Origin of the sequence: Streptomyces lydicamycinicus, from assembly GCF_000829715.2 — a bacterium.
GTDB lineage: Bacteria > Actinomycetota > Actinomycetes > Streptomycetales > Streptomycetaceae > Streptomyces > Streptomyces lydicamycinicus.
The window spans coordinates 681,986-703,381 of record NZ_BBNO01000007.1 but is presented as its reverse complement, the minus strand read 5'-3'; the positions used below and the strand labels follow the sequence as shown (position 1 = coordinate 703,381).

Annotated in this window: 18 protein-coding genes and 3 pseudogenes; 3 read left to right on the top strand and 18 right to left on the bottom strand. The window is 70.2% G+C overall.

Annotated elements, in window-relative coordinates; genetic code table 11:
* Window positions 1–280: 280 nt before the first annotated feature.
* From TU31_RS39405 to TU31_RS25590, 4 genes are all read right to left on the bottom strand, one after another.
* The gene (locus tag TU31_RS39405) at window positions 281–496 is read right to left on the bottom strand and encodes a hypothetical protein (RefSeq protein ID WP_219819217.1); all 216 of its coding nucleotides are present in this window, start codon (window positions 494–496) and stop codon (window positions 281–283) included.
* Complete coding sequence (locus tag TU31_RS25600; protein WP_219819216.1) at window positions 493–1,647, bottom strand: MFS transporter; 1,155 nt, start codon at window positions 1,645–1,647, stop codon at window positions 493–495. The genes TU31_RS39405 and TU31_RS25600 overlap by 4 nt, the downstream gene beginning before the upstream one ends.
* 240 nt (window positions 1,648–1,887) lie before the next feature.
* Window positions 1,888–2,451 (bottom strand): GNAT family N-acetyltransferase, encoded by a 564-nt coding sequence (locus tag TU31_RS25595; protein WP_042158596.1) that lies wholly within the window; start codon window positions 2,449–2,451, stop codon window positions 1,888–1,890.
* A gap of 227 nt (window positions 2,452–2,678) precedes the next feature.
* The gene (locus TU31_RS25590; protein WP_042158594.1) at window positions 2,679–3,242 is read right to left on the bottom strand and encodes a DUF6817 domain-containing protein; all 564 of its coding nucleotides are present in this window, start codon (window positions 3,240–3,242) and stop codon (window positions 2,679–2,681) included.
* Between the two features lie 324 nt (window positions 3,243–3,566).
* Between TU31_RS25590 and TU31_RS39885 the strand changes: the two are divergent.
* Window positions 3,567–3,683: pseudogene (locus TU31_RS39885) on the top strand (IS481 family transposase); the annotation flags it as partial.
* 69 nt (window positions 3,684–3,752) lie between these two features.
* Here the strand turns inward: TU31_RS39885 and TU31_RS37080 are convergent.
* From TU31_RS37080 to TU31_RS25535, 12 genes and pseudogenes are all read right to left on the bottom strand, one after another.
* Window positions 3,753–3,932 (bottom strand): annotated as a pseudogene (locus tag TU31_RS37080) (DUF1062 domain-containing protein); the annotation flags it as partial.
* Window positions 3,933–4,150: 218 nt separating this feature from the next.
* Window positions 4,151–4,290 (bottom strand): annotated as a pseudogene (locus TU31_RS38130) (IS5/IS1182 family transposase); the annotation flags it as partial.
* A gap of 21 nt (window positions 4,291–4,311) precedes the next feature.
* Window positions 4,312–4,821, bottom strand: coding sequence for a S26 family signal peptidase (locus tag TU31_RS25580; protein WP_042158589.1), 510 nt, complete (start codon window positions 4,819–4,821; stop codon window positions 4,312–4,314).
* A complete protein-coding gene (locus TU31_RS25575; protein WP_370682763.1) occupies window positions 4,818–6,683 on the bottom strand; it encodes an ABC transporter ATP-binding protein in 1,866 nt (621 codons plus the stop codon). The genes TU31_RS25580 and TU31_RS25575 overlap by 4 nt, the downstream gene beginning before the upstream one ends.
* A 32-nt stretch (window positions 6,684–6,715) precedes the next feature.
* Window positions 6,716–7,267 (bottom strand): TlpA disulfide reductase family protein, encoded by a 552-nt coding sequence (locus TU31_RS25570; protein WP_042158586.1) that lies wholly within the window; start codon window positions 7,265–7,267, stop codon window positions 6,716–6,718.
* Between the two features lie 13 nt (window positions 7,268–7,280).
* Entirely contained in the window at window positions 7,281–7,811 is a 531-nt protein-coding gene (locus TU31_RS25565) for a MauE/DoxX family redox-associated membrane protein (protein WP_158894649.1), read from the bottom strand.
* A gap of 457 nt (window positions 7,812–8,268) precedes the next feature.
* A complete protein-coding gene (locus TU31_RS25560; RefSeq protein ID WP_042158580.1) occupies window positions 8,269–9,276 on the bottom strand; it encodes an AraC-like ligand-binding domain-containing protein in 1,008 nt (335 codons plus the stop codon).
* Window positions 9,277–9,565: 289 nt separating this feature from the next.
* Window positions 9,566–11,002 (bottom strand): rifampin monooxygenase, encoded by a 1,437-nt coding sequence (rox, locus tag TU31_RS25555; RefSeq protein WP_042158577.1) that lies wholly within the window; start codon window positions 11,000–11,002, stop codon window positions 9,566–9,568.
* A 267-nt stretch (window positions 11,003–11,269) separates the two neighbouring features.
* Entirely contained in the window at window positions 11,270–11,836 is a 567-nt protein-coding gene (locus tag TU31_RS25550; RefSeq protein WP_306304275.1) for a GNAT family N-acetyltransferase, read from the bottom strand.
* Between the two features lie 239 nt (window positions 11,837–12,075).
* The gene (locus tag TU31_RS37075; protein ID WP_370682762.1) at window positions 12,076–13,890 is read right to left on the bottom strand and encodes a beta strand repeat-containing protein; all 1,815 of its coding nucleotides are present in this window, start codon (window positions 13,888–13,890) and stop codon (window positions 12,076–12,078) included.
* A gap of 170 nt (window positions 13,891–14,060) precedes the next feature.
* The gene (locus TU31_RS25540; RefSeq protein ID WP_042158572.1) at window positions 14,061–14,804 is read right to left on the bottom strand and encodes an IPT/TIG domain-containing protein; all 744 of its coding nucleotides are present in this window, start codon (window positions 14,802–14,804) and stop codon (window positions 14,061–14,063) included.
* A 125-nt stretch (window positions 14,805–14,929) separates the two neighbouring features.
* The gene (locus TU31_RS25535) at window positions 14,930–15,604 is read right to left on the bottom strand and encodes a hypothetical protein (protein ID WP_245698701.1); all 675 of its coding nucleotides are present in this window, start codon (window positions 15,602–15,604) and stop codon (window positions 14,930–14,932) included.
* Between the two features lie 452 nt (window positions 15,605–16,056).
* Here TU31_RS25535 and TU31_RS25530 point away from each other — a divergent pair, with 452 nt between their 5' ends.
* Window positions 16,057–16,488 carry a protein-tyrosine phosphatase family protein gene (locus tag TU31_RS25530; RefSeq protein WP_042158568.1) on the top strand — a complete coding sequence of 144 codons (432 nt, stop codon included), beginning with the start codon at window positions 16,057–16,059 and terminating at the stop codon, window positions 16,486–16,488.
* Between the two features lie 37 nt (window positions 16,489–16,525).
* On the opposite strand, the gene murJ is transcribed toward TU31_RS25530, so the two are convergent.
* Window positions 16,526–18,376, bottom strand: a complete 1,851-nt coding sequence (gene murJ / locus TU31_RS25525) for a murein biosynthesis integral membrane protein MurJ (RefSeq protein WP_042158566.1) — start codon at window positions 18,374–18,376, stop codon at window positions 16,526–16,528.
* A 122-nt stretch (window positions 18,377–18,498) separates the two neighbouring features.
* A complete protein-coding gene (locus TU31_RS25520) occupies window positions 18,499–19,578 on the bottom strand; it encodes a S1 family peptidase (RefSeq protein ID WP_042158564.1) in 1,080 nt (359 codons plus the stop codon).
* A 475-nt stretch (window positions 19,579–20,053) separates the two neighbouring features.
* Between TU31_RS25520 and TU31_RS25515 the strand changes: the two genes are divergently transcribed.
* Window positions 20,054–21,217: an acyltransferase family protein gene (locus TU31_RS25515; protein ID WP_245698700.1), complete on the top strand. Its 1,164-nt coding sequence runs from the start codon at window positions 20,054–20,056 to the stop codon at window positions 21,215–21,217.
* Window positions 21,218–21,396 lie beyond the last annotated feature (179 nt).

Genomic DNA, 21,396 nt, shown 5'->3' with positions numbered 1-21,396 from the left:
TAACTGATGCGCGTCACCTGTACGTGGCCGATCCGAGGTCCCGGCGCGCGCTGGCCACATGATGACGCAGCAGGACGACGGGCGCAGGCATATTGCACATTTACCGCCGTCGGCGCCGCTCGCCGGGGAACGACGCTTGACGGTATTGCGGTACGGATCGCCCGCTGAGGACGGCGGCGGTTCCGGTCAGCGCCGCTCCGATCACCCGGCTTCCTCCCCCCCCGCCCGCACGAGCAGACGTTGTTGTCATGCCGGGCCCTGCCCCCGCCTCACCCCCTCATCACGAGTCTTGGGTGACCGCCGAGCTGTCCTCGGCCGCCGCTGACCGCCTGGGGCGGCTCGTCCGATCCGCGGCGCGCGCGGTGACGATGCCGATGGCGCAGAGGACGGCGAAGCCGAAGAGCAGCCATCGTGCCGAGCCGAGTATCGACGGGCCGCCCAGGCTGACCAGGGCACCCGCGACCGCCGTGCCGAACGCGGTGGACATCGTCGTCACGGGGCGATCGCGGCGGCCGCCTGCCGTCCCTCCTCCGGGTCAGTGGCGGCCGACATCGCGGCCACGGACAGGTGCGGGTAGGCGAGCCCGATGCCCGATCCGGCGACGCACAACACCGGCGCCCAGATGATCACCCACCAGATCGACGCGTGCTCGCGCTGGAGCAGCCCCTGGACGAGGAAGCCGAGGGCGAGCAACACCGGCCCGGTGGTGCGCAGTTGACGTACGGTGCGCTCCCGGACCGCCGATGAGCCGGCGATCTGGGTGAGCGACCAGCCGAGGGAGACCGCCGCCCCGAAGAAGCCGGCCGCGAGTGGGGGCAGCCCGGCGAGGCGTTGGCCGAACAGCGGGACGAACGACTCGACGGCGACGCCGAAGGACAGCAGCCCGAGCGTCAGATAGACCCACTTCAGCGTGGAACCCGCCCGGTACGTCGCGGCGGGGAAGACCCGTCGCGCGCTGCGCCGCTCATGGGCGACGAACCCGACGACCAGCAGCAGCGCCATCGCGATGCCGGCTGCCCTCGCCATGGTGTCGTGCAGGATTCCGGCCACACTGACGGCCACGGTGGCGGCCACGGCCAGCGCCAGCGAGGTGGCCGGTACGGGGGACGCCGCATCGCTGCGTTCCCCGCGGGGCAGCACGCGGGGCACCGCCGCGCCGCACACCGCCGCGATCCCCGCCATCAGGACGAACGCCAGGCGCCACGAGCCGAATTGGGCGCACAGGCCACCGAGCGCGGGACCGGCGAAGTTCCCGACGCCGTACATCGCCGACATCAGCGCATTGCCACGGGTCCAGAGCCGACGCGGCAGGGCCGAGCGGATGACGGCGAACCCCAGCCCGGACAACAACCCGGCGCCGAGGCCCTGGAAGCAGCGGCCCACCAGCAACACCGGCATCGTCGGACTCGCCGCACAAGCCAGTGAGCCCACCATGAACAGGGCGAACCCGATGAGGTAGGCACCGGCGTTCCCCCATCGTGCGAGGAACCGGCTGACGAGCATCGTCGCGATCACCATGGCGACGAGATAGAGCGTCATGTTCCACGCATAGAAACTCTCACCGCCGATCTCGGCCACCGCGGTGGGCAGCATGCTCGACGCCAGATAGATATTGACCGCGCCGACGAGCACGCCGGCGGCCAGCACGATCGCGGCGCCACGATGCGCCGGGCCGAGCAGCTCGCGCCAGCGGGGCGGGACAGGGGTTTCGGGGCCTCCAAAGCAGGCCGCGGACCTGGGAGTTCGCTGTTGTCGACGCTCATGACTTCCAGCGTTCCATTGAACTGAGCCCGGAGACTTCGGTCGGATCCGGCCTACGGTGCCGGGCCCAGGGGGCGGACAACCCTCAAGTCGCGGGTCAACCCTCGGAACCCGCCCCTGCCACGGTCAGCCGGTGGTTTCCCGCCGGCGGCGCCACTCGGGAGCCAGGACCGACCAGACCTCCATGTCGTGGCGTACGCCGCGGTGCGGATAGCTCTCCCGCTGTACTCCTTCGCGCACCATGCCGAGCCGCTGGGCGACCTTGAGGCTGGGGGTGTTGGCCGAGGACGCGATCCACTCCACACGGTGGATCCCGCGCTGCTCGACGGCCCAGTCGATGAGTACCCGGATCGCGCGGGTGATCAGACCGCGCCCGACCGCCGACTCCTCCAGCCAGCAGCCGACCTCGCAGGTGCCGGAGGTGACGTCGAACGTCCGGAACAGGACACCGCCGACGAGCACGCCGTCACTCCAGATGCCGTAGAGACGACCACTGTCGGCAGCCGCCTTGTCCGCGTACATCTGAAGGAACGCCGTGGCGGTTGCGAGGTCGGTGGTGTGGTCCGGCAGTGCGACATACCGGCCGATGTACTCACGGCCCCGGTCCATGTGCGCGAGGTACTCCCCGGCATGCCACGGCTCCAGCGGCCGCAGCTCGGCACCGTCATCACTCAGCGATATCGCAAACATCCGGTTCCCCCGTCCGACACGGCTCTCGTCCGCGCCGGCTCTCCTGCTGCATGGACCCGGCGCGAGCGGCGCCGGCTCTCCGCCGCTTGTGCACCGCGGCCGAAATAGTGCCACACCGGCGCGCCCGTCGGGCCCCGGCCTGGCCTTTTGCCGCCCTGCCCCTGCTCCGGTGGCTTGCCGTCGCCGTCGCCGTCGCCGTCGGAGCAGCGTGCGGCGGGGGTGGATGTCTACGAGGTGGGGGCGGCCGGGGTGAGCACCGTATGGCAGTCCGTCCAGGCCGACCGGCTCAGGAGCGGACGGAGGCGGGTGAACAGGGTGAGCAGACCGGCGCCGGAGGTTTCCCGGAAGGCGGGGTCGATACGGGCGATATCGAGTTCGTTCGCTGCCGACAGCTCGGCGAAGTCCCGTCGCTGCCCGAGGTCCGGTGTGAAGGTGCGGCCGGTGAAACGGTCCCGGAAAGCGGCGTCGGCATCCGCGAGTGTGGGGTAGGAGGACCGCCGGTCGCACGCGGCGTAGAAGTACACCAGCGCCTCGGCCTCGGCGCCGATCACCGCCGCCAGCTCCGCGCGCCGGTCGAGTGGCAGGAGGGACGTGGGAAAGCCGTCGGTGCCGTAGAACGCGTGGCACAGGCCCGCCAGTCGCAAGGCGGGGCGGGCGCCCCAGGCGGCGAGCTGTTCCTGTACGCGGCGAAGGTGCGCGAGGAGGGTGCCCCCGGGATGCGCGATGGTCTCGGCACCCAACTCGCGTAGCAGCGCGAGGACTTGAGGTTCGGCGGAACGAGGTACGGACATGGACCGGGCTCCTTTCGGACGTGAGGGGTCGGCGCCTGCCCGTGCTCCCCGCTTCCCGCTTCCCGTTTCCCGCTTCCCGGCGGACGGTTCCGTCCGGTGCGGAGAGCGGCACTGTTGCCGCCCTTGGGCCCTGCGCCGATCTTCGAGGCGGCCCGGAGGCATGTCAATCCTCGGATGGTCCGGCGAGGGCGGTTACGGACCTCGAAGCGGGCGGTGGTCGAGGGGCCGCCACACCGCCGGGCCCGATGCCTGGCCGCGACGGGCTGGAGATCCCGGACAGATGTCGGCCGATCGGGTCGGGCCCGGCCGCTTCAGACCGACCAGCGAACCCAAGCCCTGCCAGACTTCCTCCACACCTACAACCACCACCGCAGCCACACCGCACTCGCAGGCCAACCAGCCATCAGCCGAGTGAACAACGCTCCGGGGCAATACACCTAGGGCCTGTCCGGCGGATCTTGCCGGACAGGCCCCTGGTACCGAGGAGGGCTCAGCGCTTGAGCGTGAATCCGTGAGCTTTGCCGTGTCCCCGCAAAGGGTGCAGAGCACGAGGAGCCAGGCGTCGAGGAGCTTGTGGTTCGCGTTGACGCGGAATTTGCCGTTCGGCCGGAAGCGGTTGGACGCGCACGCGGGGCAGCGGCGGAGAACGGCAGGCAGGCAGGTGGGCATGACCACCCAGTCGTTGAGCACAGAAGTACACCGGTTTCAGTGAGAAGTCCGCAGCAAAAAGCAGCGCGGCGCACAGGCGCGACGCGCGACAGATCAGCACTCGGGAGGTCTCACAGGGTGTACAACGGCACGTCCTTGCTTTGACGACTTGGCTCGGCAGCACGGTATTGGCACACAGCGGCACTGCTCCACCGGTTTTCGAGCGCCTCACCGCCAGGTTCTGAGCGGCGGATCATGGGCGGAGCCAGAGTGCGGATGCGTTCCATGACGCGATGAGCTGTGGGGCATCGCCCCACTGCCCCGGAGTGATCAGCAGGGCCAGGAGGCGGCGTCCCTCACAAGATCCGCCGGACAGGCCCTGGGCGCCCCGGCCCCGCCCCCGTCCCGGCCACCGGAAGCCTCACCCGGCCGCCGGGCCCGATCCCGGCCGCAGCGGCCGGACCACCGTCCCCAGCACACGCTCGACGGGGTAGAACCCGAAGTTCCGTGAATCCACGCTGTGTTGAGGGTTGTCACCGAGCAGCACCAGACTGTCGTCCGGCACCCGGGGTGGTGGCCCGGGGAGGCCGGGGGGCCACGTGGACAGCATGGCCTCCGGTACCGGGTCGCCGGGGAGTGCCGCCACCCGCTTGATCAGCCACTGGCGCCGGCCCACCGTCCTGGCTCCGGCGGTGGCGGGCAGCGGTCCGCCCGGCCACCGGGTGCGGAGGGCGGGCCGTTCCACGACGAGCACCTGACCTCGGGTGAGGCGGGCGGTGCGGCGGACGAGCACCCGGTCGCCGTCCAGGTAGGCAGGGGCCATGCTCATGCCCCGTACGGTCACGACCACGAGGCGGTGGCCCAGCAGGACGGCGCCCGCGGGCACCATTGCGGCGAGGCCGAGCAGGGCGGCAGCCGTCGCGGGCCTCATGGCTGCCGTCCGTCATGGGCCGGGGCGGTGTCGCGATAGCCGGCGGCCTGGAGCGCGAACAGCCGGGCGTACTCACCCCCGGCTGCCATCAGGGCGTCATGGCTGCCGAGCTCCGCGATGCGGCCCTCGCGCAGCACGGCGATCGTGTCCGCTTCCCGCACCGCGCCCAGCCGGTGCGAGATCAACAGGCTGGTGCGTCCGCTGCGGTGGCGCTTCAGCGAGGAGTGGATCTCGGTCTCGGCCTCGGCGTCCAGGCCCGACGACGGTTCGTCCAGAATCATCAGGTCCCGGCGGTCCCGCAGGAAGGCGCGGGCCAGGGCGAGCCGTTGCCACTGCCCTCCGGAGAGGACGACGCCCGTTTCGGGGTCGTCCCGGTCCGTTCCGGCGAAGAAGATCCGGGACAGCAGGGTGTCGTATCCGTGTGGCAGGGCGGCCAGTTGGGGGGCGATTCCCGCCCGGGCCGCCGCCGCGGCGACCCGCGCGTGGTCGGGCCGCGCGGAGATGTCGCCGAGCGCGATGTTCTCGGTCGCGGTCATGTCGTAGTTCATGTAGTCCTGGAAAACCGCGCCGAGGCGGCTGCGGAGTTCGGCCGGGTCGGTGTCGCGGAGGTCGACGCCGTCCCACAGCACGGCTCCCCGCGTCGGGTCGTAGAAGCGGCACAGGAGCTTGATCAGGGTCGATTTTCCGGCGCCGTTGAGGCCGACGAGGGCGAGCGAGGTGCCGTGCGGGAGGAACAGATCGATGCCACGCAGCACCCACGGGTGGTCGTCCGAGTAGCGGAACCACACGTCTTTGAGCTCGATGCCGTGCCGTAGTGGTGGGAGCGTCCGGGGCTCCCGCGATACGGGCAGGTCCGGGCCGGCCTCGACCACGGCGCTGTAGTGGCCGAAGAGCAGCAGCGCCTGATGGGTCCGGGCGAAGGCGGTGGCGAGCGAGGCGAGCGCGCTCTGCACCCCGACGATGGCGGCGACGAAGATCGTGACGTCGCCGACGGAGAGCCGGCCGGCCCTGGCCGCCGCCACCGCCCACAGCAGGCCGCCCCCGGAGACCAGAGCCGCGAGCAGTCCGAGTGCGGTCTGTACCCGTGCCTCCCGCAGATCGAGGCCGCGGCGTGCCGCGTTCACGGCCCGGCGGTCGGCGACCATACGTCCGCGCAGAAAGGCGCCGGTGCCGAACAGCCGCACCTCTTTCGCCGCTTCCATCCGCGACAGCAGCGTGCTGTAGAAGAACTCGCGGCGCTCCACGGGGCCCAGGTCCCACGCCAGGCGTGCCCGCAGCCGCGACAGCCACAGCTCGGCGGCCAGCACCGGCACCGAGGCGGCCGCGACCAGGAGGGTCATCAGCGGGCTGAGGACGAACAGCGAACCGAGGAAGCCGGTGACGGTGAAGACGGATCCGGCGACGGTGAGGACCGCGTCGAGCACCTGGCCCGGTGCGGCACCGCCGGACTGCTGGGCGAGCCGCAGCCGGTCCAGGAACGCGGGGTCTTCGAGACGGCGCAGACCGACGAAGCCGTCCACCGCCCGGTAGAGGCGTTCCTGCGCGGCGACGGCGACCTCACGGCCCAGCTGCGCCCGCAGGTACTGGGCGGCCTCCCCCGTCAGCACCAGGGCGACCCCGGCCGCCGCGAGTCCCGCCGCGGGCCGGACGACCTGCGAGAGCGGCGCTGCGTCGGCCAGGGCGTCCAGGACGAGCTTGGTCAGCCACGCCGTCGCCACGGGCAGCACGCCGGCGGCCAGGGTGAGGACGGCGTAGCCGGTGACCAGGAGGGGCGCCGCCACCGCGACCAGAGTGCAGGCCGACCGGGCCAGACGGAGCGGAGCGGCCTCGTCCGGTGCGGACTGCGGGGGTGTGCTCGGCACGGGACCGGATGGCGTGGGCTTCGGTACGGACTTCATACGGCCATCGCCGTCGGGCGCGTCAGGTCCACGGCGTTGGAGGTGACCACCGGCCGGCCCTCGGCATCGGGGCCGAGGCGCAGCAGCGTGGGATAGGAGTGCACGCCGAAGGCTCTGCTCAGCGCACCGTTGGGCTCCTCGACCACCACTTGGGCGACCGGGCCGAGCGGCGCGGCGAACGCGGCGGCCTCCCCCGGCTCGCCGACCACGACGGCCAGGACACGGCGGCGCCCGCCGGGCAGGGATCGCGCGTGGGCCACGAACACCGGCAGCTTTTCGACGCAGGGGGCGCAGCCGGGCGAGAGAAACGCCACCAGCAGGTCCCCGCCCTCGGTCAGTGACGCCCGGGTCAGGGGCTCACCGGCCTCGGTCACGGTCTCGAACTCGGCGATCCGCGTGCCGACTTCGATGTCCGCGGACGGGGCGCCCCGGCGGCCGGTCAGCAACGCGCTGTGTTCCCGCAGCCGTTTGATGATCCCCAGGACGAGGACCAGGTTGAGCGCACTGAGCGCTCCGACGAGTACGACCGCGGCGGTCAGGAAGGGCATAGCGGCTCCGGATTCATCGTCGTTGCGGCGTCATCGGCTGGAACAGGGCGAGCAGTTCGTCGAGGGCGGCGACGAGCGCGCCGAGGACGAGGCCGGCCGCTGCCGCCACAAGTGCCCCGGCCGGGTGGCCGTCCGGCGCGGCGACGGCTGTGGTGGTCGCGCCCAGGACGGCGAGCACGGTGAGCAGCAGGTTGCGGAGGAGATGGTGTGGCCCCAGCGAAGTCGTGGAGGCGCCGAAGCAGCGGCAGGGGGTCCGGGCTCCGTGTCGCAGCCCGCGCGCGATACCGGCGGTGAAGACCAGCAGCATGGCAGTGGCCAGCCCGAAGCCCGCCAAAGCCGTCACCCGGCCGGGCACCGCCAGGGTCAGTACCACGCCCGCTTCACCGGCGACGACGAGCACCGCAACCGTCCGCAGGTACGCCCGGGGCACCACCCGCAGATCGCGCAGAGACCGCTCGAAGCCGCCGAACCCACCGCGGACCACCGTCTTCCCGCACAGTGCGAGCAGGAAGACCACACCGACCAGGCACTTCAGACCGGTCATCAGGTAGACCATGGTGTCCCTCCGGGGAGCGCTCCCGGAGCGGGCGCGGCAGCCCGCCCCGGGAACACGGCATGTGGGCGGTCAGTCCCTGCAGTTGTCGCAGTAGCCGAAGATCCAGTCGCCCGTGGAGCCGTCCGAGCAGCGCAGCCGGTACTTCCACCACGTGTGGCGGGTCGCGTTACATCCGCTGGTGCCTCGTACGCACAGGTACTGGTAGTCGCACGAAGTGCTCGACGCGTCGGCTGCCACCTTCGGCAGGATCCGTTCGAGGAGTCTGCTCCCCAGTGTTTCCGTCCTTGTGAACATGAATGCTCCAAGTTCTGCTCGGCCCACGACTCCGGTCGTGGAGCGTGAAGGGCTGTGCGGGACCGGCCCCGGTACGCCCGGCTGAGATCTCGGACCTACTGCGTCGGTGCCCGGACACGACGATGCCGAGAAGAGCGGCGGAACTCGTTGACTATCCGTGCAGAGCGCTTGTCGATTCGCGCACGGCGCCGCGGAGGGCGTGCTGCCGGTAGTCGCGGGGCGGCATGCCGTACACCGTGCGGAAGGCGCGGCTGAAGTGCGCGGAGTCGATGAAGCCCCACTGGGCGGCGATGGCGTGGATGGGGCGCAGCTGGAGGTGGGGGTTGGCGAGGTCGCGGCGGCAGCGCTCCAGGCGGCGGCCACGGATCCAGGCCGCGGCCGTGGTGCCTTCCTCGGCGAACAACTGGTGTACGTAGCGGACCGATATCCGGTGGGCGGCGGCGATGGTGGCCGGGGAGAGGGAGGGGTCGCCGAGGTTCCGGCGGATGAAGTCGCGGATCTGCACCTGTAAGGCACGTCGCCGGGATTCCGGGGTCATCGTGTCCTCGGCGTCCAGGCAGCCGCCGAGTGCCGCGGCGAGGAGATCCGCGGTGACCGAACGCAGGGTGGGGATATCGGCGGGAGTGAACTCATCGGCTCGGGCATGGACTTCGGCGAGCCAGCGCCAGAGCACCCCGCTCATTCCCCGGCCGCCGCATATCGGGCGAGCAGCCACCCGCTGGACGGTTTTCCGTGGCAGTGGCAGCAGCTCCCGGGGCAGCTGAATGATCATCGCGGCATAGTCCTCCGACCCGCCGCGCAGCCGCCCACGAAACGGAAGTCCACTGTCCACGAGCACCAGCTGCCCCTGCCGGATGGACGTATTCCGCTCCCCCTGGGAAACGTCACCGGCACCGCTGAGGACACAATTGACTTGATAGAATTCCCGATCACTTTGCTGCCGTATGAGCTTCGGAGTCCGCACGACCTCCAGACTCGGGAAGGTCATCTTGGATATCTGTGTGTCCCCCATGTTCAGCACCCGCATCGTCGCACGGAAGTCGTCTTCGTGGTCGCTGCGGATCCAGTTGCGCATATGCGAGTGAACGGCGAATTCCTCCCACAGCTCGAATCGGTCCTGCGCAGCCACCATCTCGGTGCTGAAGTTGTTCACCAGCATCGTTCCCCCCGCCTCTCCGTGCTGGCCCCGGCCGTCGTGGCCCGAGTATGTGGGAAACGGGTCCGAACGGCCGAGTAGAAGACCGGCCGTTCTGCGAATGATGGATGATCTACTCAGAAAGAGCGTTAAGCGTCGCCCGCCGCGGAGCCGCCTTTGCGCCCCCGCAGAAAACGCTCTTGGGAGAGAATCCGCCGTCCGCCCGCTGTGCTTTCCGCGATATCAGCGATGATGTGCTGCGGGTGAGGAAATTGCGGCGGGTCGGCGGGCCGGACCGTGCCGTCCTGCGTGCTCAGTTGACGGGCGCGCCGAACCACTCGGGCAGCCGGCTCAGCAGTTCCTGCTGGTCCTCACCGGCCCACGCCACATGCCCGTCCGGCCGCAGCAGCACCGCGGGCACGTCCAGTTCCCCGCTGGTGTCGACGACATGGTCGACCCGGTCCGCCCAGCCCGTCACCGAGAGCCTGCCGGTCTGGTCGAGCAGCAGTCCGCGGCCGCCGTGCATCAGCCCGTAGAGGCGCCCCCGCTTCAGCGCCACGTCCCGCATCCGCCGGCCGAGCAGGTCATGGCCCTCGCCGAAGTCGTAGCGGACTCCGACCGCGGTGATCATCTCGGTCACGTACCGGTTCACCTCCTCGAAGTCCATCAGCTTCGCGAAGAGCTCCCGCAGCGCGGTCGCCCCCGGGTCGGTCCCCAGCAACGTGATCTGCGCGCGGGTGTTGTCCAGCACGGCGGCGCCCACCGGGTGCCGTTCGGCGTGATAGCTGTCCAGCAGCCCCTCCGGCGCCCAGCCGTTGACCGCCGCGGCCAGCTTCCAGCCGAGGTTGAACGCGTCCTGTACGCCGAGGTTGAGTCCCTGCCCACCGGCCGGCGGGTGGATGTGCGCCGTATCGCCGGCCAGCAGCGCCCGGCCGACCCGGTAGAGCTCGGCCTGCCGGGTGGCATCACCGAACCGGGACAGCCAGCGCGGCGAGTGCACCCCGAAATCGGTACCCGCGACGGCCCGCAGCCGCTGCTTGAACTCCTCCAGGGTCGGCGGGGTCGTACGGTCCTCTGCGACACCGTCGGCGGGCACGATGATGCGGTACACCCCCGCTTTCCCGTCCACGTCGGGAACGGCGCCGAACCGGAGCTGGGTCTTGCGGACTTCCTCGACGACGGCGGCAATCGTCGCCGGATCCTCGGCCACCCCCATATCGCCCAGCATCGTCTCGACCTTGGCGGGCTCGCCGGGGAAGCCGACGCCGAGCAGCTTGCGCACCGCACTGCGGCCGCCGTCACACCCGACGAGATACCGCGCACGCAGCTGCGTACCGTCCGCCATCTCGACGGTCACCCCGTCCTCGTCCTGGCTCAGCCCCACCATTTCGCAGCCGCGCCGGATCTCGGCACCGAGTTCGAGGGCACGCTCGTTGAGCAGCCGCTCGGTGACCGGCTGCGGGATGGCGAGGCCGTACGGGTGCGCCGTGTCCAGCCGGTCCGGCCACGGCTTCATGATGCCGCCGAAGAGACCGCCGGCCTGGAACTTCTCACTGGCCGCGAGGAACCGGTCCAGCATGCCGCGCTGGTCCAGCATCTCGACGCTGCGCGCATGCAGGCCACGCCCGCGGGACTGCTCGGTCGGCTCGGCCAACTTCTCCAGCACGACCACCTGCACCCCGTGCAGCCGCAACTCGCCGGCCAGCATCAAGCCGGTCGGTCCGCCGCCGACCACGATCACGTCAATCATCAAAACGCCCGTTCACCGAGAAGGAATTCCGGCCAGCCGCTCCGCGCGATTCGGGAGCACAAAGCGCACGCACTTCGTGAATTCCGGATTTCCGCAGCTTCTGGCTTCGAGCGGAGATTCTGACGCACCACGGGGGCCTTGCCGCAAGGCTCCCCATGCGCTATACGTTAAGAGTGGCAAGGAGTGAGTTATCTCCTTGCCTTTGTTTTTCGTCGTCCGCGGTGGAGGGACAACCTCCGCACCGGGCCGAGCGTTTCGCGAGGGACCCTAGGGGCGATAGATGCACGCCGCCAGCGGCGCGTACGTCTTCCAGTCCAGGGTCTCGTACAGCGCACGCCCTTCGTCCGTCGCGCCCAGAACGCCGAGGGTCGCGCCGTCGGCCACCGCGTGATCGGCGAGGGTGCGCATCACGAAGGCGCCCAGCCCGCGTCGGCGATGGGCCTGCTCGGTCGTGACACGGTCGATGACCGTGGCCCGCCCGAGGACGGCCATCTGGCCCTGCGCGGACAACTCCCCTTCGGTGTCGCGTAGTTGGACGCAGGTGACGCCGTCGCGGGTCTCCACCGTTGCGGTGTAGCCCTCGGGTGCCGTCGGTGCCGTGATGCGGAGGTCCGTGGCCATCAGATGGCCTGTCTCGCCCTTGTCCACCACCCAGCCCGCAGGGAGCCGGCGTCCGACCTCCTCCGGATCCATGGGCACCTTGAGCCAGGTGTGCGGCACGGTGACCGAGGCAGCGGCCGCGCGCACCGCCAACTCGTTGGCTTCCGGGAGGACATGGCGCCCCACCTGGTCCGGCCGGCCCACCTCGATATAGACCCCCCAGGGCTTCGCCACTGGCGTCGGCGTGTGTCGCGATATGGCCCAGCCGGACGCCCAGGTCCTGACCAGTTCCGGAATCATCAAGCCCTCCCGAAGTAAGTGTCACCTATCGGGAGTGCACATTACGTTGCCGGGTGGTGCCGCGGCATCTGCTTTACATGCGTCCCCGCCTCCCGCGAGCGGGGAGAGGACGCATCGCTGCCCCTCCGGGCCTGACGGCCCGCGGGAGACGGGCTGTCAGGCGATTCGGCGTCTCAGATATGGGGGGACGCGACTCGGGTGTAGACCGCCGGTGCGCTGGTGCCGCCGGGGCTGGTGACGGTGATACCGACCGGGCCGGCGGCGCCGGCCGGGATGTCGGCGACGAGATGGGTGTCGGAGACGACGGTGAACCCGGTGGGCGCGCCGCCGATGAGCACCGTGGTCGTCTGGGCGAAGTTGCTGCCGGTGAGGGTGACGGTGCTGCCACCGGAGGTGGTCCCCTGGTTCGGCACCAGACTCGTGATGCTGGGCGCCGCCAGGTAGGTGTAGGAGACCGGGTTGCTGGTCCCGCCCACGGTGGTGACGGTGACGCTCGACAGGCCGGCGGCTCCCGCCGGGGCCACGGCGGTGATCTGGGTGTCGGAGACGACGGTGAAAGAGGTTGCCGGTGTGGCCCCGAAGCGCACCGCGGTGGCCTCGATGAGGTGGGTGCCGGTGAGGGTGACGGTGTTGCCGCCCGAGAGCGGGCCCGAGAACGGGGTGACGCCGGCGAGCACCGGGGGGCTGACGTAGAAGTAGCCCTTCGGGAGGGTGCTGGTGCCGCCGGGGGTGATGACGGTGACATCGACCGGCCCGGCGGTGGCCGCCGGGACCACGGCGGTGATCTGGGTCGGGGACAGCACCGTCACGGAGGTCGCCGGGGTGCCGCCGAAGGTGACCGAGGTGGCGCCGGTGAGGTTGGTGCCGGTGAGCGTGACGGTGTTCCCGCCCGAGGTGCTCCCCTGGTTGGGACTGATGCCGCTCAGTGTGGGGGCACCGGTGTAGGTGTAGGAAAGGCCGTTGCTGGTGCCCCCCGGGGTCGTGACGGTGATCTGTACGGTGCCGGTGCCGGGAGGGGCGACGGCCGTGAGGTGGGTGTCGGAGACGACGGTGAAGGAGGTTGCCGGTGTGGCGCCGAACCGCACCGCGGTGGCGGACGCCAGGCCGGTGCCGGTGAGCGTGACCGTCGTCCCACCGGCTGCCGGGCCGGAGTTGGGAATCACCGAGGTCAGGACCGGCACGGACGCGGAGACGTAGGTGAACGACACTCCGTTGCTGGTGCCGCCGGGCGTCGTGACGGTGACCTGAGCAGTACCGGACCCCGCGGGCGCCGTCGCCGAAATCTGCGTACCCGAAATCACCGTGAACGCAGCCGACACCCCACCGAACCGCACCGCCGTCGCACCAGAAAACCCCGACCCCGACAACGTCACCACCGTCCCACCCGACGCCGGACCCGAAGCAGGACTCACCGAGGTCAGGACCGGCGCAGGCGTGGAGACATAGGTGAACGACACACCATTACTCGTCCCCCCAGGCGTCGTCACCGTCACCGCAACAGTCCCCGAACCCGCCGGCGCCGTCGCCGTGATCTGCGCACTCGAATTCACCGTGAACGCAGCCGACACCCCACCGAACCGCACCGCCGTCGCACCCGAAAACCCCGAACCCGACAAGGTCACCACCGTCCCACCCGACGCCGGACCCGAAGTGGGACTCACCGAAGTGAGGCTCGGCACGGGGGCGGTGACATAGGCGTAGGTGACGAACTGGTTGCTGGTACCGCCGGGGGTGGTCACGGTGACCTGCACCGTTCCGTTGCCGACCGGGCTGATGGCGGTGATCTGGGTGTCGGAGTTGACCGTGAACGACGCCGCGTGGGTGGCGCCGAAGCGGACGGCGGTGGCGCCGGTGAAGCCGGTGCCGGTCACCGTCACCGCCGTGCCACCCGCGGTGGAACCGGACGTCGGAGAAACGGATGTGACGGTGGGCGTGGCCGCCAGGGACGGCGCGACGGAGGAGGTGGGCGGGTGTGCGGAGCGATTCACGGCCATGGTCCTTCGTGGGCGTGAGCCCCGGCCGGCCCCGAGGAGAGGTCCGGGCCGAGGCTCGTCATGGGAAGGGAGGGAGAGCCCGGACAGGGACGGTGTCTCCTGTCCGGGCAGGTGGTCCGCCCCGCCTGGTCGCAGGACCAGGCCGTCGGCGGATCGGGGTCCGGTCAGATGCCGGGCCCGGCGACGTAGGTGAAGGCACCGGTGGAAGTGGCGCTGCCACCGCTGGTGGTCACGGTGACATCAACGGCACCGGCAGTGCCGGGCGGGGTGACGACCGAGAGGCTGGTCTCGCTGAGGACGGAGAACGGCGCGAGGGTGCCGCCGAAGTCGACCGACTGGGTGGTGCTGAGGTTGGTGCCGGTGAGCGTCACGACCGTACCGCCGCTCGCCGGACCGGAGGTGGGGTTCAGACTGACGATCGTGGGCGCGTCGATGTAGGTGTACGACAGGCCGTTGTTGGTGCCGCCGGCGGTGGTGACCGAGACACCCACCGGTCCGGGTGCCGCACCCGCCGGCACGGTGACGGTCAGCTGGCCGTCGTTGACCACGGTCGGGGTCGCGCTGGCGGCGCCGAACTGCACCGAGGTGGCGGTGGTGAGGCCGGTGCCGTTGATGGTGACGGTGTTGCCACCCGCGGTGATGCCGCTCACCGGTGACAGGGAGGACTTGAACGGCGCGCCGACGTAGAAGAACTGGAGCGGGTTGCTGGTACCGCCGGGGGTGGTCACCGTCACCGGTACGGTGCCCGTGCCGGAGGGCGATGTCACAGTGACCGAGGTGGGGGTGTTGGCGGTGATGGTGGCGTTCTTCGTGCCGAACTTCACGGCGGTGGCGCCACCGAGGTTGGTGCCGGTGATGACGACCGTGGTCCCGCCGCCGGTCGATCCCTGGTTGGGGGAGATGGGCATGTTGGTGCTCCTTCGGTGAGGTGTGTGAGAGGGAGTGCTCAACCGGAACCGGATGGCGGCCTTCGCCGTCGACGGTTGAGGGGGTGTTGCCTGGTGGAGCAGGTGGCCGAGACCTCGGCCGACCGTCAGGTGCAGCCCATGACGCTGCCTGACGGAGCACAGTTGTCCGGGGTGTTGTCGCGCACCGACGTGCCCAGCAATGTCACCCCACCCGAGTTGACATAGACGCCGCCCCCGCTGGAGGTGGCTTGGTTACCGGTGACGGAGCTGGTGGTCAGCGTGATGCTGCCGTTGTCGTTGTAGATGCCGCCCCCGGCGATGGCGGAGTTGCCGGTGACGGAACTGGAGAGCATCGAGACCGTGCCGCCCAGGTTCGAGAGGCCGCCTCCCGGATACGGAGACACCGCGCTGCCACCGCGGATGGTGAGACCCACCGCACTCAACTGACCCTTGGTGCCCGGCACGTTCGCGGCGCCCTCCACCTGAAGAATCCGGAAGGCCGGCGCGCCAGGGGCACGGGTGATGGTGACTCCCAGACCCAGCAGGGTGATCGGGGTGGTGATCGGCGGCAGTCCCACCGCCCCGTGGGGCGAGGTCCCGTGAGCGCTGGTGAGCTGGTAGGTGCAGAACGGAAAGAGTGCCAAGGTGTCCCCGCCGACCGCATTGGCCGAGTCGATCGCGTTCACCAGCGAGGTCTCGCTGCACAGGACCGGAACCTGAGCGTGTGCCTTGGTCGGAGCCGCGGCCATCGCCACGGTCAGTCCCAGGGTCAGCGCGCAGATCCCGAGGAGGGATCGCAACGTGCGGACAGTTCGCATGACGCCCCCAGAAAGAGGTGACGTGAGCTACCGCACCAGCCGGTGCACGCGAAGGGGCACCGAGTGATGAATGCACTTCCTCAAGCGTGGGAGGGCGCCTGCCGCGGATGCCACAGACACATCGCCGCCTGCACTCTCAATCGGGCGTAAGGGCAGGCCAGTTGCCACTCCCCCGAGAGGAATGGGCAGCCCACCGGTTTGGAATGTGACCAGTTATCCATTGGGGTGAGCACAGCTGCAAGCGCCTTGACGCCCCCTCACTCGAATGGCAGAGCGCGCATCGAAGGCGCCGCAAAACACCGGCGCTGCCGCTCGGCTCGCTCCGGTCCTGATACGCCGACCGCGCGCCGGCCGCCGACTGACGTCACGAGCGAACGGCACCAACTACCGCTGAACTCCCCGTCCTTGATGGGCCGCATCGATACGGTGTCCGGATGACCGCTACCTGGAACGCAACCGACGCCGGGATCCTGAGGCTTCCTTCCGGTCGTCTGATCCGAGGCCGGGGGCTTAGCCGACCGCTGCCGGACGGCCCGACGCCGGACTTCGCCGTCTACCTCCTCGGCAAGCAGCCACCCGAGGTCCCCTGGGAATCCCAGTGGCTGCGCTGGCCCGACTTCCGGCTGCCCAGCAGTCACACCGAGGCCCAGGCCGCGCTCCGTGCGGCCTGGGCGCGGGCCGACACCGAACGTGTCGAGGTCGCCTGCGCCGGTGGCCGTGGCCGGACCGGCACGGCCCTGGCCTGCATCGCTGTCCTGGACGGCGTACCGGCCGGCGAGGCAGTGGACTTCGTACGGCGGAACTACGATCCCCGGGCCGTCGAAACCCCCTGGCAGAAGCGTTACGTCCGCCGCTTCGCCGACTGACGGCGCCGGCCCGTCGGCCGCCCCGCCCCACCCGCGTTCAGCGTCCGAGGCGTCCCCGGACCATGCCGACCATCGCGCTGAGCTCCGACACCCGCATCCAGTGCGCGAGGAGCACGAAGACACCGAGCAGGACACCCCCACCGGCCAGCAGCGTCACGAGTGAGCCCAGGGCGTCGCTGCCGACTGCCCGGGTGAGCGCGTATGCCACACCACCGCCGGCGAGCGCCGCGGGGAGCGCCGCAGTGCACAGCCGGGCATAGGTACGCAGCACGCGGGAGCCGTCCAGATCACCGCCCAGCCGCTTGCGCAGTCGGCGCCAGGCGGTGCCGACCCCTACCGCGTAGGCCAGACCGTAGGAGGCGGCCATGCCCGCGACGGCCCAGCGCGCCGGGAGGAGGACGAAGCACGCCCCGGACGCGGCGGCGTTCACCGCGGCGACGATGACGGTGTTGTAGAAGGGGGTTTTGGTGTCCTCGTAGGCGTAGAAGCCGCGCAGCACGACGTACTGCACCGAGTAGGGAATGAGCCCCGGGCCGAAGGCCATGAGGACGTAGCCGATGCCCCGGGCGCCGTCGGCATCGGAGCCGGCGTAGAGCAGCGTGGCCATCGGCACACCCAGCGCCAGGAAGGCGAACGCGCAGGGCACGATGGCGACGGCGGAGGTCCGCAGTCCGTGGGAGATGTCCTCGCGGATCGCGGTCACGTTCTCGTCCTGGACCGCACGGGACATCCGTGGCAGCACCGCGGTCATCACCGACACCGTGATGATGGCCTGCGGCATCTGCCACAGCAGCAGGGCGTAGTTGTAGGCCGTGATCCCGGAGCCGGAGTGCCCGGCCCGTTCGGCCAGCGAGCCGGCCTTGGTGGCAAGTTGTGTGACGACGATCAGGCCGGCCTGGTTGGCGAGTACGAAGAGCAGTGTCCATTTGGCCAGGCCCATGGCCCTGCCCAGGCCATGACCGCGGAAGTCGAAGCGCGGGCGGAGTCTGAACTGGGCGTCGCGCAGATACGGCAGCATCGCCAGCGCTTGTACGGCGAGGCCCAGGAGGGTGCCGAGGCCCAGGAGCCGTACCCCTTCGGGGGTGGTGGTGGCGGGGCTGACGCGGGAGTCGGTGAAGCCGCCGAAGGCCCAGATGAAGCCGCCGAAGGTGGCGATGATCAGGATGTTGTTGAGTACCGGGGTCCACATCATCGCGCCGAAGCGGCCCCGGGCGTTGAGGATCTGGCCGAGCACCACATGTGCGCCCATGAAGAACATGGTGGGCAGGCAGTACCGGGCGAAGGCCACCGTGACCGCCATCCGGCGCGGGTCGGCGGCGATATCCGGCGACATCATGTGCACCAGCAGCGGCGCCGCCAGCACACAGAGCACCGTGACACTCCCCAGCACCACCATGACCAGGGTGATCAGACGGTTGGCGTACGCGTCGCCGCCGTCGTCGTCCTGCTTCATGGCGCGCACGAGTTGCGGCACGAAGACGGCGTTCAGCGCCCCGCCGCCGACCAGGATGTAGATCATCGTGGGCAGGACATTGGCGACCTGGTAGGAGTCGTTGAGGGTGCCGACGCCGATCGCCGCGGCCATGACGAGCGTACGGAGAAAACCGGTGATGCGGGAGACGAAGGTGCCCGCCGCCATGACGGCGCTGGACTTCAGCAGACCCGAGGAGCCACTCCCCGACCGCTTGGGCTCGGTTATCGGCTCACCGGCCGGCGACGGGATCGGAGCCCGCTGCTCACCCGCCGGGTGGGCTACCCCGCCGTCGTGCGCCGCACGAGACGGGGTCGCGTGGTGGTTCCCCAGGCGTGGCCGCAGCGGGACCGTGTCATCCGGCAGGACGTGGCCCCCCTGACCCCGGCCGTCGTTCTCCCGCCCCTGTGCATCCATGCCTGCCCCACCTCGTCCGCCCCCGGCCCGTCACCGGGCCCCGTTGTCACTCAACGGGACACTCTTTCACCTGTCGGCTGACGTCCCGACAGGTGACCTGGTCAAGGCAGCGACAGGGCCTGTCAGCCGAGCTGCGCTCCGGTCTTTTCGAGGGCCTCGCGCACGGGCTGGTAGTAGGTCACCCCGCCCGCGGAGCAGTCGCCCCTGCCGCCCGAGGTCAGACCGAGGGCGGTGTCACCATCGAAGAGCGATCCGCCGCTGTCCCCGGCCTCCGCACAGATGGTCGCCTGGATCAGACCGTCGACCGCGCCCTCCTGGTAGTTGGCGGTCACTTCGAGCGCGATGACGTCACCGTCGTGCACATGCGTGGAGCCGCCACTGCGCTGCACCTTCTGGCCCACGATCGGATCGCCTGCCCGGGTGATGGACTGCATGCCGCCGTTGTAGAGATCCACCTGGCCGGGGTGCACGATGCCGGCGGCGGTGTACTTCACGATCCCGTAGTCGTCACCGGGGAAGGTGCCGGCCTCCGTCACCGCGATCTCCTCGCCGCCCTGTGTCGCGGACCAGCTCCGTACGGCGTTGGTGCAGTGCCCCGCGGTCAGGAAGTACGGCTGTCCGCCCCTGGTGACGTTGAAGCCGAGCGAGCAGCGTGCCCGGGTCCCCCAGATGGCGTCGCCGCCGGCGATCAGCGGCCGGAGGGTGCCCGTGGACTGTCTGAGGACGGCTCGGTCACCTAGCGCGGCGGCGACCCGCTTGAGCTGCGCCAGCTTGGCGCCCCGGACCGTGCGGTCGGCGGTGATGACCACCTTGTTGATCCTGGGGTCCATCCCCCAGGAGGTGCCGGGGATGGTGGCCTGCCTCTTGAGGGTGGCGCGGGCGGCGTCCAGCGAGGCGAGTGAGTGCTTGACGACCCTGGCTTCGGCACCGGCCGCCCGCGCCTTGGCCGCGGCGGCCTCGGTGGTGACATTGACGATGAGTTTGCGGTGCTTGGCGTCGTAGTAGGCACCCGCGCCGTCGGCACCGAGGGTGGAGCTGATGCCCTTGGCGCGCTGTCCGGCGGCGGTGGCCGTCGGCGGATCGGGGGCCTTGGCGGGGGCGGCCTCGGCGGTTTTCAGGGTGAGTGTGGCGGCGGTCAGGGCCACCACCAGAGCGGCACCGGTGAGGACGGTGCGGGGCGTCGGTACGCGGGTGTGCTTCAACTCGGAACCTCTGGTGGCGGTTGGACCGGGCAAGGGGTCGGGCCCGGATGCGGTCGCGTCGTTTCCTGCCCCACCCTTGAGGGGCTGTCGGCACCGTTCTGCGGCCCGAGGGCGTGACATCGCGGCGCGGACGTATCTCTTCCTGGCCCCGCCGCGCCCCACACCCGCCCGGCCACAGGACCGCAGGAATCACCTGTACGGCGGCGGCCCGGCGTCTTCACCAAACGCTGGACCGTACGAGTGAAATCGGGCCACCCGCCCTATGCACGGGGCGTGCCGCGGTGGGTCAATCGTGCTATCCGCGCGACGGGCCGCCCATTCCTCCGCACGGGGCAAGGACCAGTCCTTCCATCCGATCCCGGGCGACCCACCGGCGCAGCCATACGTCAATGAGTGATGCCACGGGCCCGGGAGTTTCCCCCGCAGGAGGCCCCTCGTGCACCCTCTTTCCGGTCCGTCGTCCGAGTCAACCGGCATGGCGGGAAGCCCCCTTGCCGAGCACGGGGAGGCGGCACCGCCGGCTGCGGACAGCGCGTCCGCCCTCCCCAAACGGTTGCCGTCGCTGACCGGTCTGCGCTTTGCCGCCGCGGTCGGGGTCCTCTATACGCACAGCAGGCTGATGATCGATCCGCATCTCGCCGAGACCCTCGGGCCCGAAGTGTGGCTGGGTGGAAGCTCGGTATCGCTTTTCTTCATTCTCAGCGGCTATGTGCTGACGCACTCGGCCCGCCCGGACGACACCGCACGCGCCTTCTGGCGACGGCGGGCCGCCAAAATCTTTCCCAATCACCTGCTCACCTGGTGTGTGGTGGTCACCGCGCTGGCCTGTGCCGGTACGGCCGCCGTCACCACGGGCTCCGGGATAGCGGCCGGCCTGGCAAGCCTCTTCCTGGTGCACACCTGGGTTCCCAGCCACGCCTTCGTCTCCGCGGGCAACCCTGTTTCCTGGTCCCTCGCCGCCGAAATGTTCTTCTACTTCCTCTTCCCCGTACTGCTGCCCATGGTCAAGCGGCTGTCGCCCCGTGGACTGCTGATCGGCGCGGTAACGGCGATCGCGATCGTGTGGTCGCTGCCGTTGTTCTGTGCGCTCGTGGTCAGCCCGGACAGCTCCTCGTTTTCCGAGTACTGGTTTCTGTACATGCTGCCGATCGTCCGGCTGCCCGAGTTCGTCCTCGGAATGATGGCGGCGCGGTTCGCCTCGTCGGGTCTCCGGATTCCGCGGATCGGCGTGCTGCCGGCCGCGCTGGGTGTCATCAGCGCGATCATCATGAACCCCGCGTTTCTGCCGCAGCGCTTCCTGTACGCGGCCTCGACCGTGGCACCGCTCGTCATGCTGGTGTACGCGACCGCGGAGCTGGATCTGCGCGACCGGCCCTCGCTGCTGCGCAGCCGGCCCTGTGTGTTCCTCGGTGAACTCTCCTACGCCATGTATCTCGTGCATTTCCTGGTGCTGGGGCTGCTGTACCTGGGGCTGCGGGGCCACGGCTGGAGCAATCTCGCTGTGGTGCTGGTCGGCCTCCCCATCGTTCTGCTGGCCTCATGGCTGCTGTACGCGGGGGTGGAGCGCCCCTGTGTGCGTCGCTTCTCCACACCACGTGCCCGTGCTCGCAACCGCACCCGTACGGCAGCGGCCTCGTGAGCGCCGGACGGTGCCCCGGCCGGCCGCAGCCGGACGGTCCGGCCCTCCCGTCGCGGTGCGTGCTCGGGGCGACGCACCGGCAGCCGGCCGCCCGTCCCGACCCGCCGCTCCGGCTCGGTCTGCTGGCCGTACGGCCGAGGAAATCCAACCTCGCGTATCGCGTTCACCGTCCACACCGA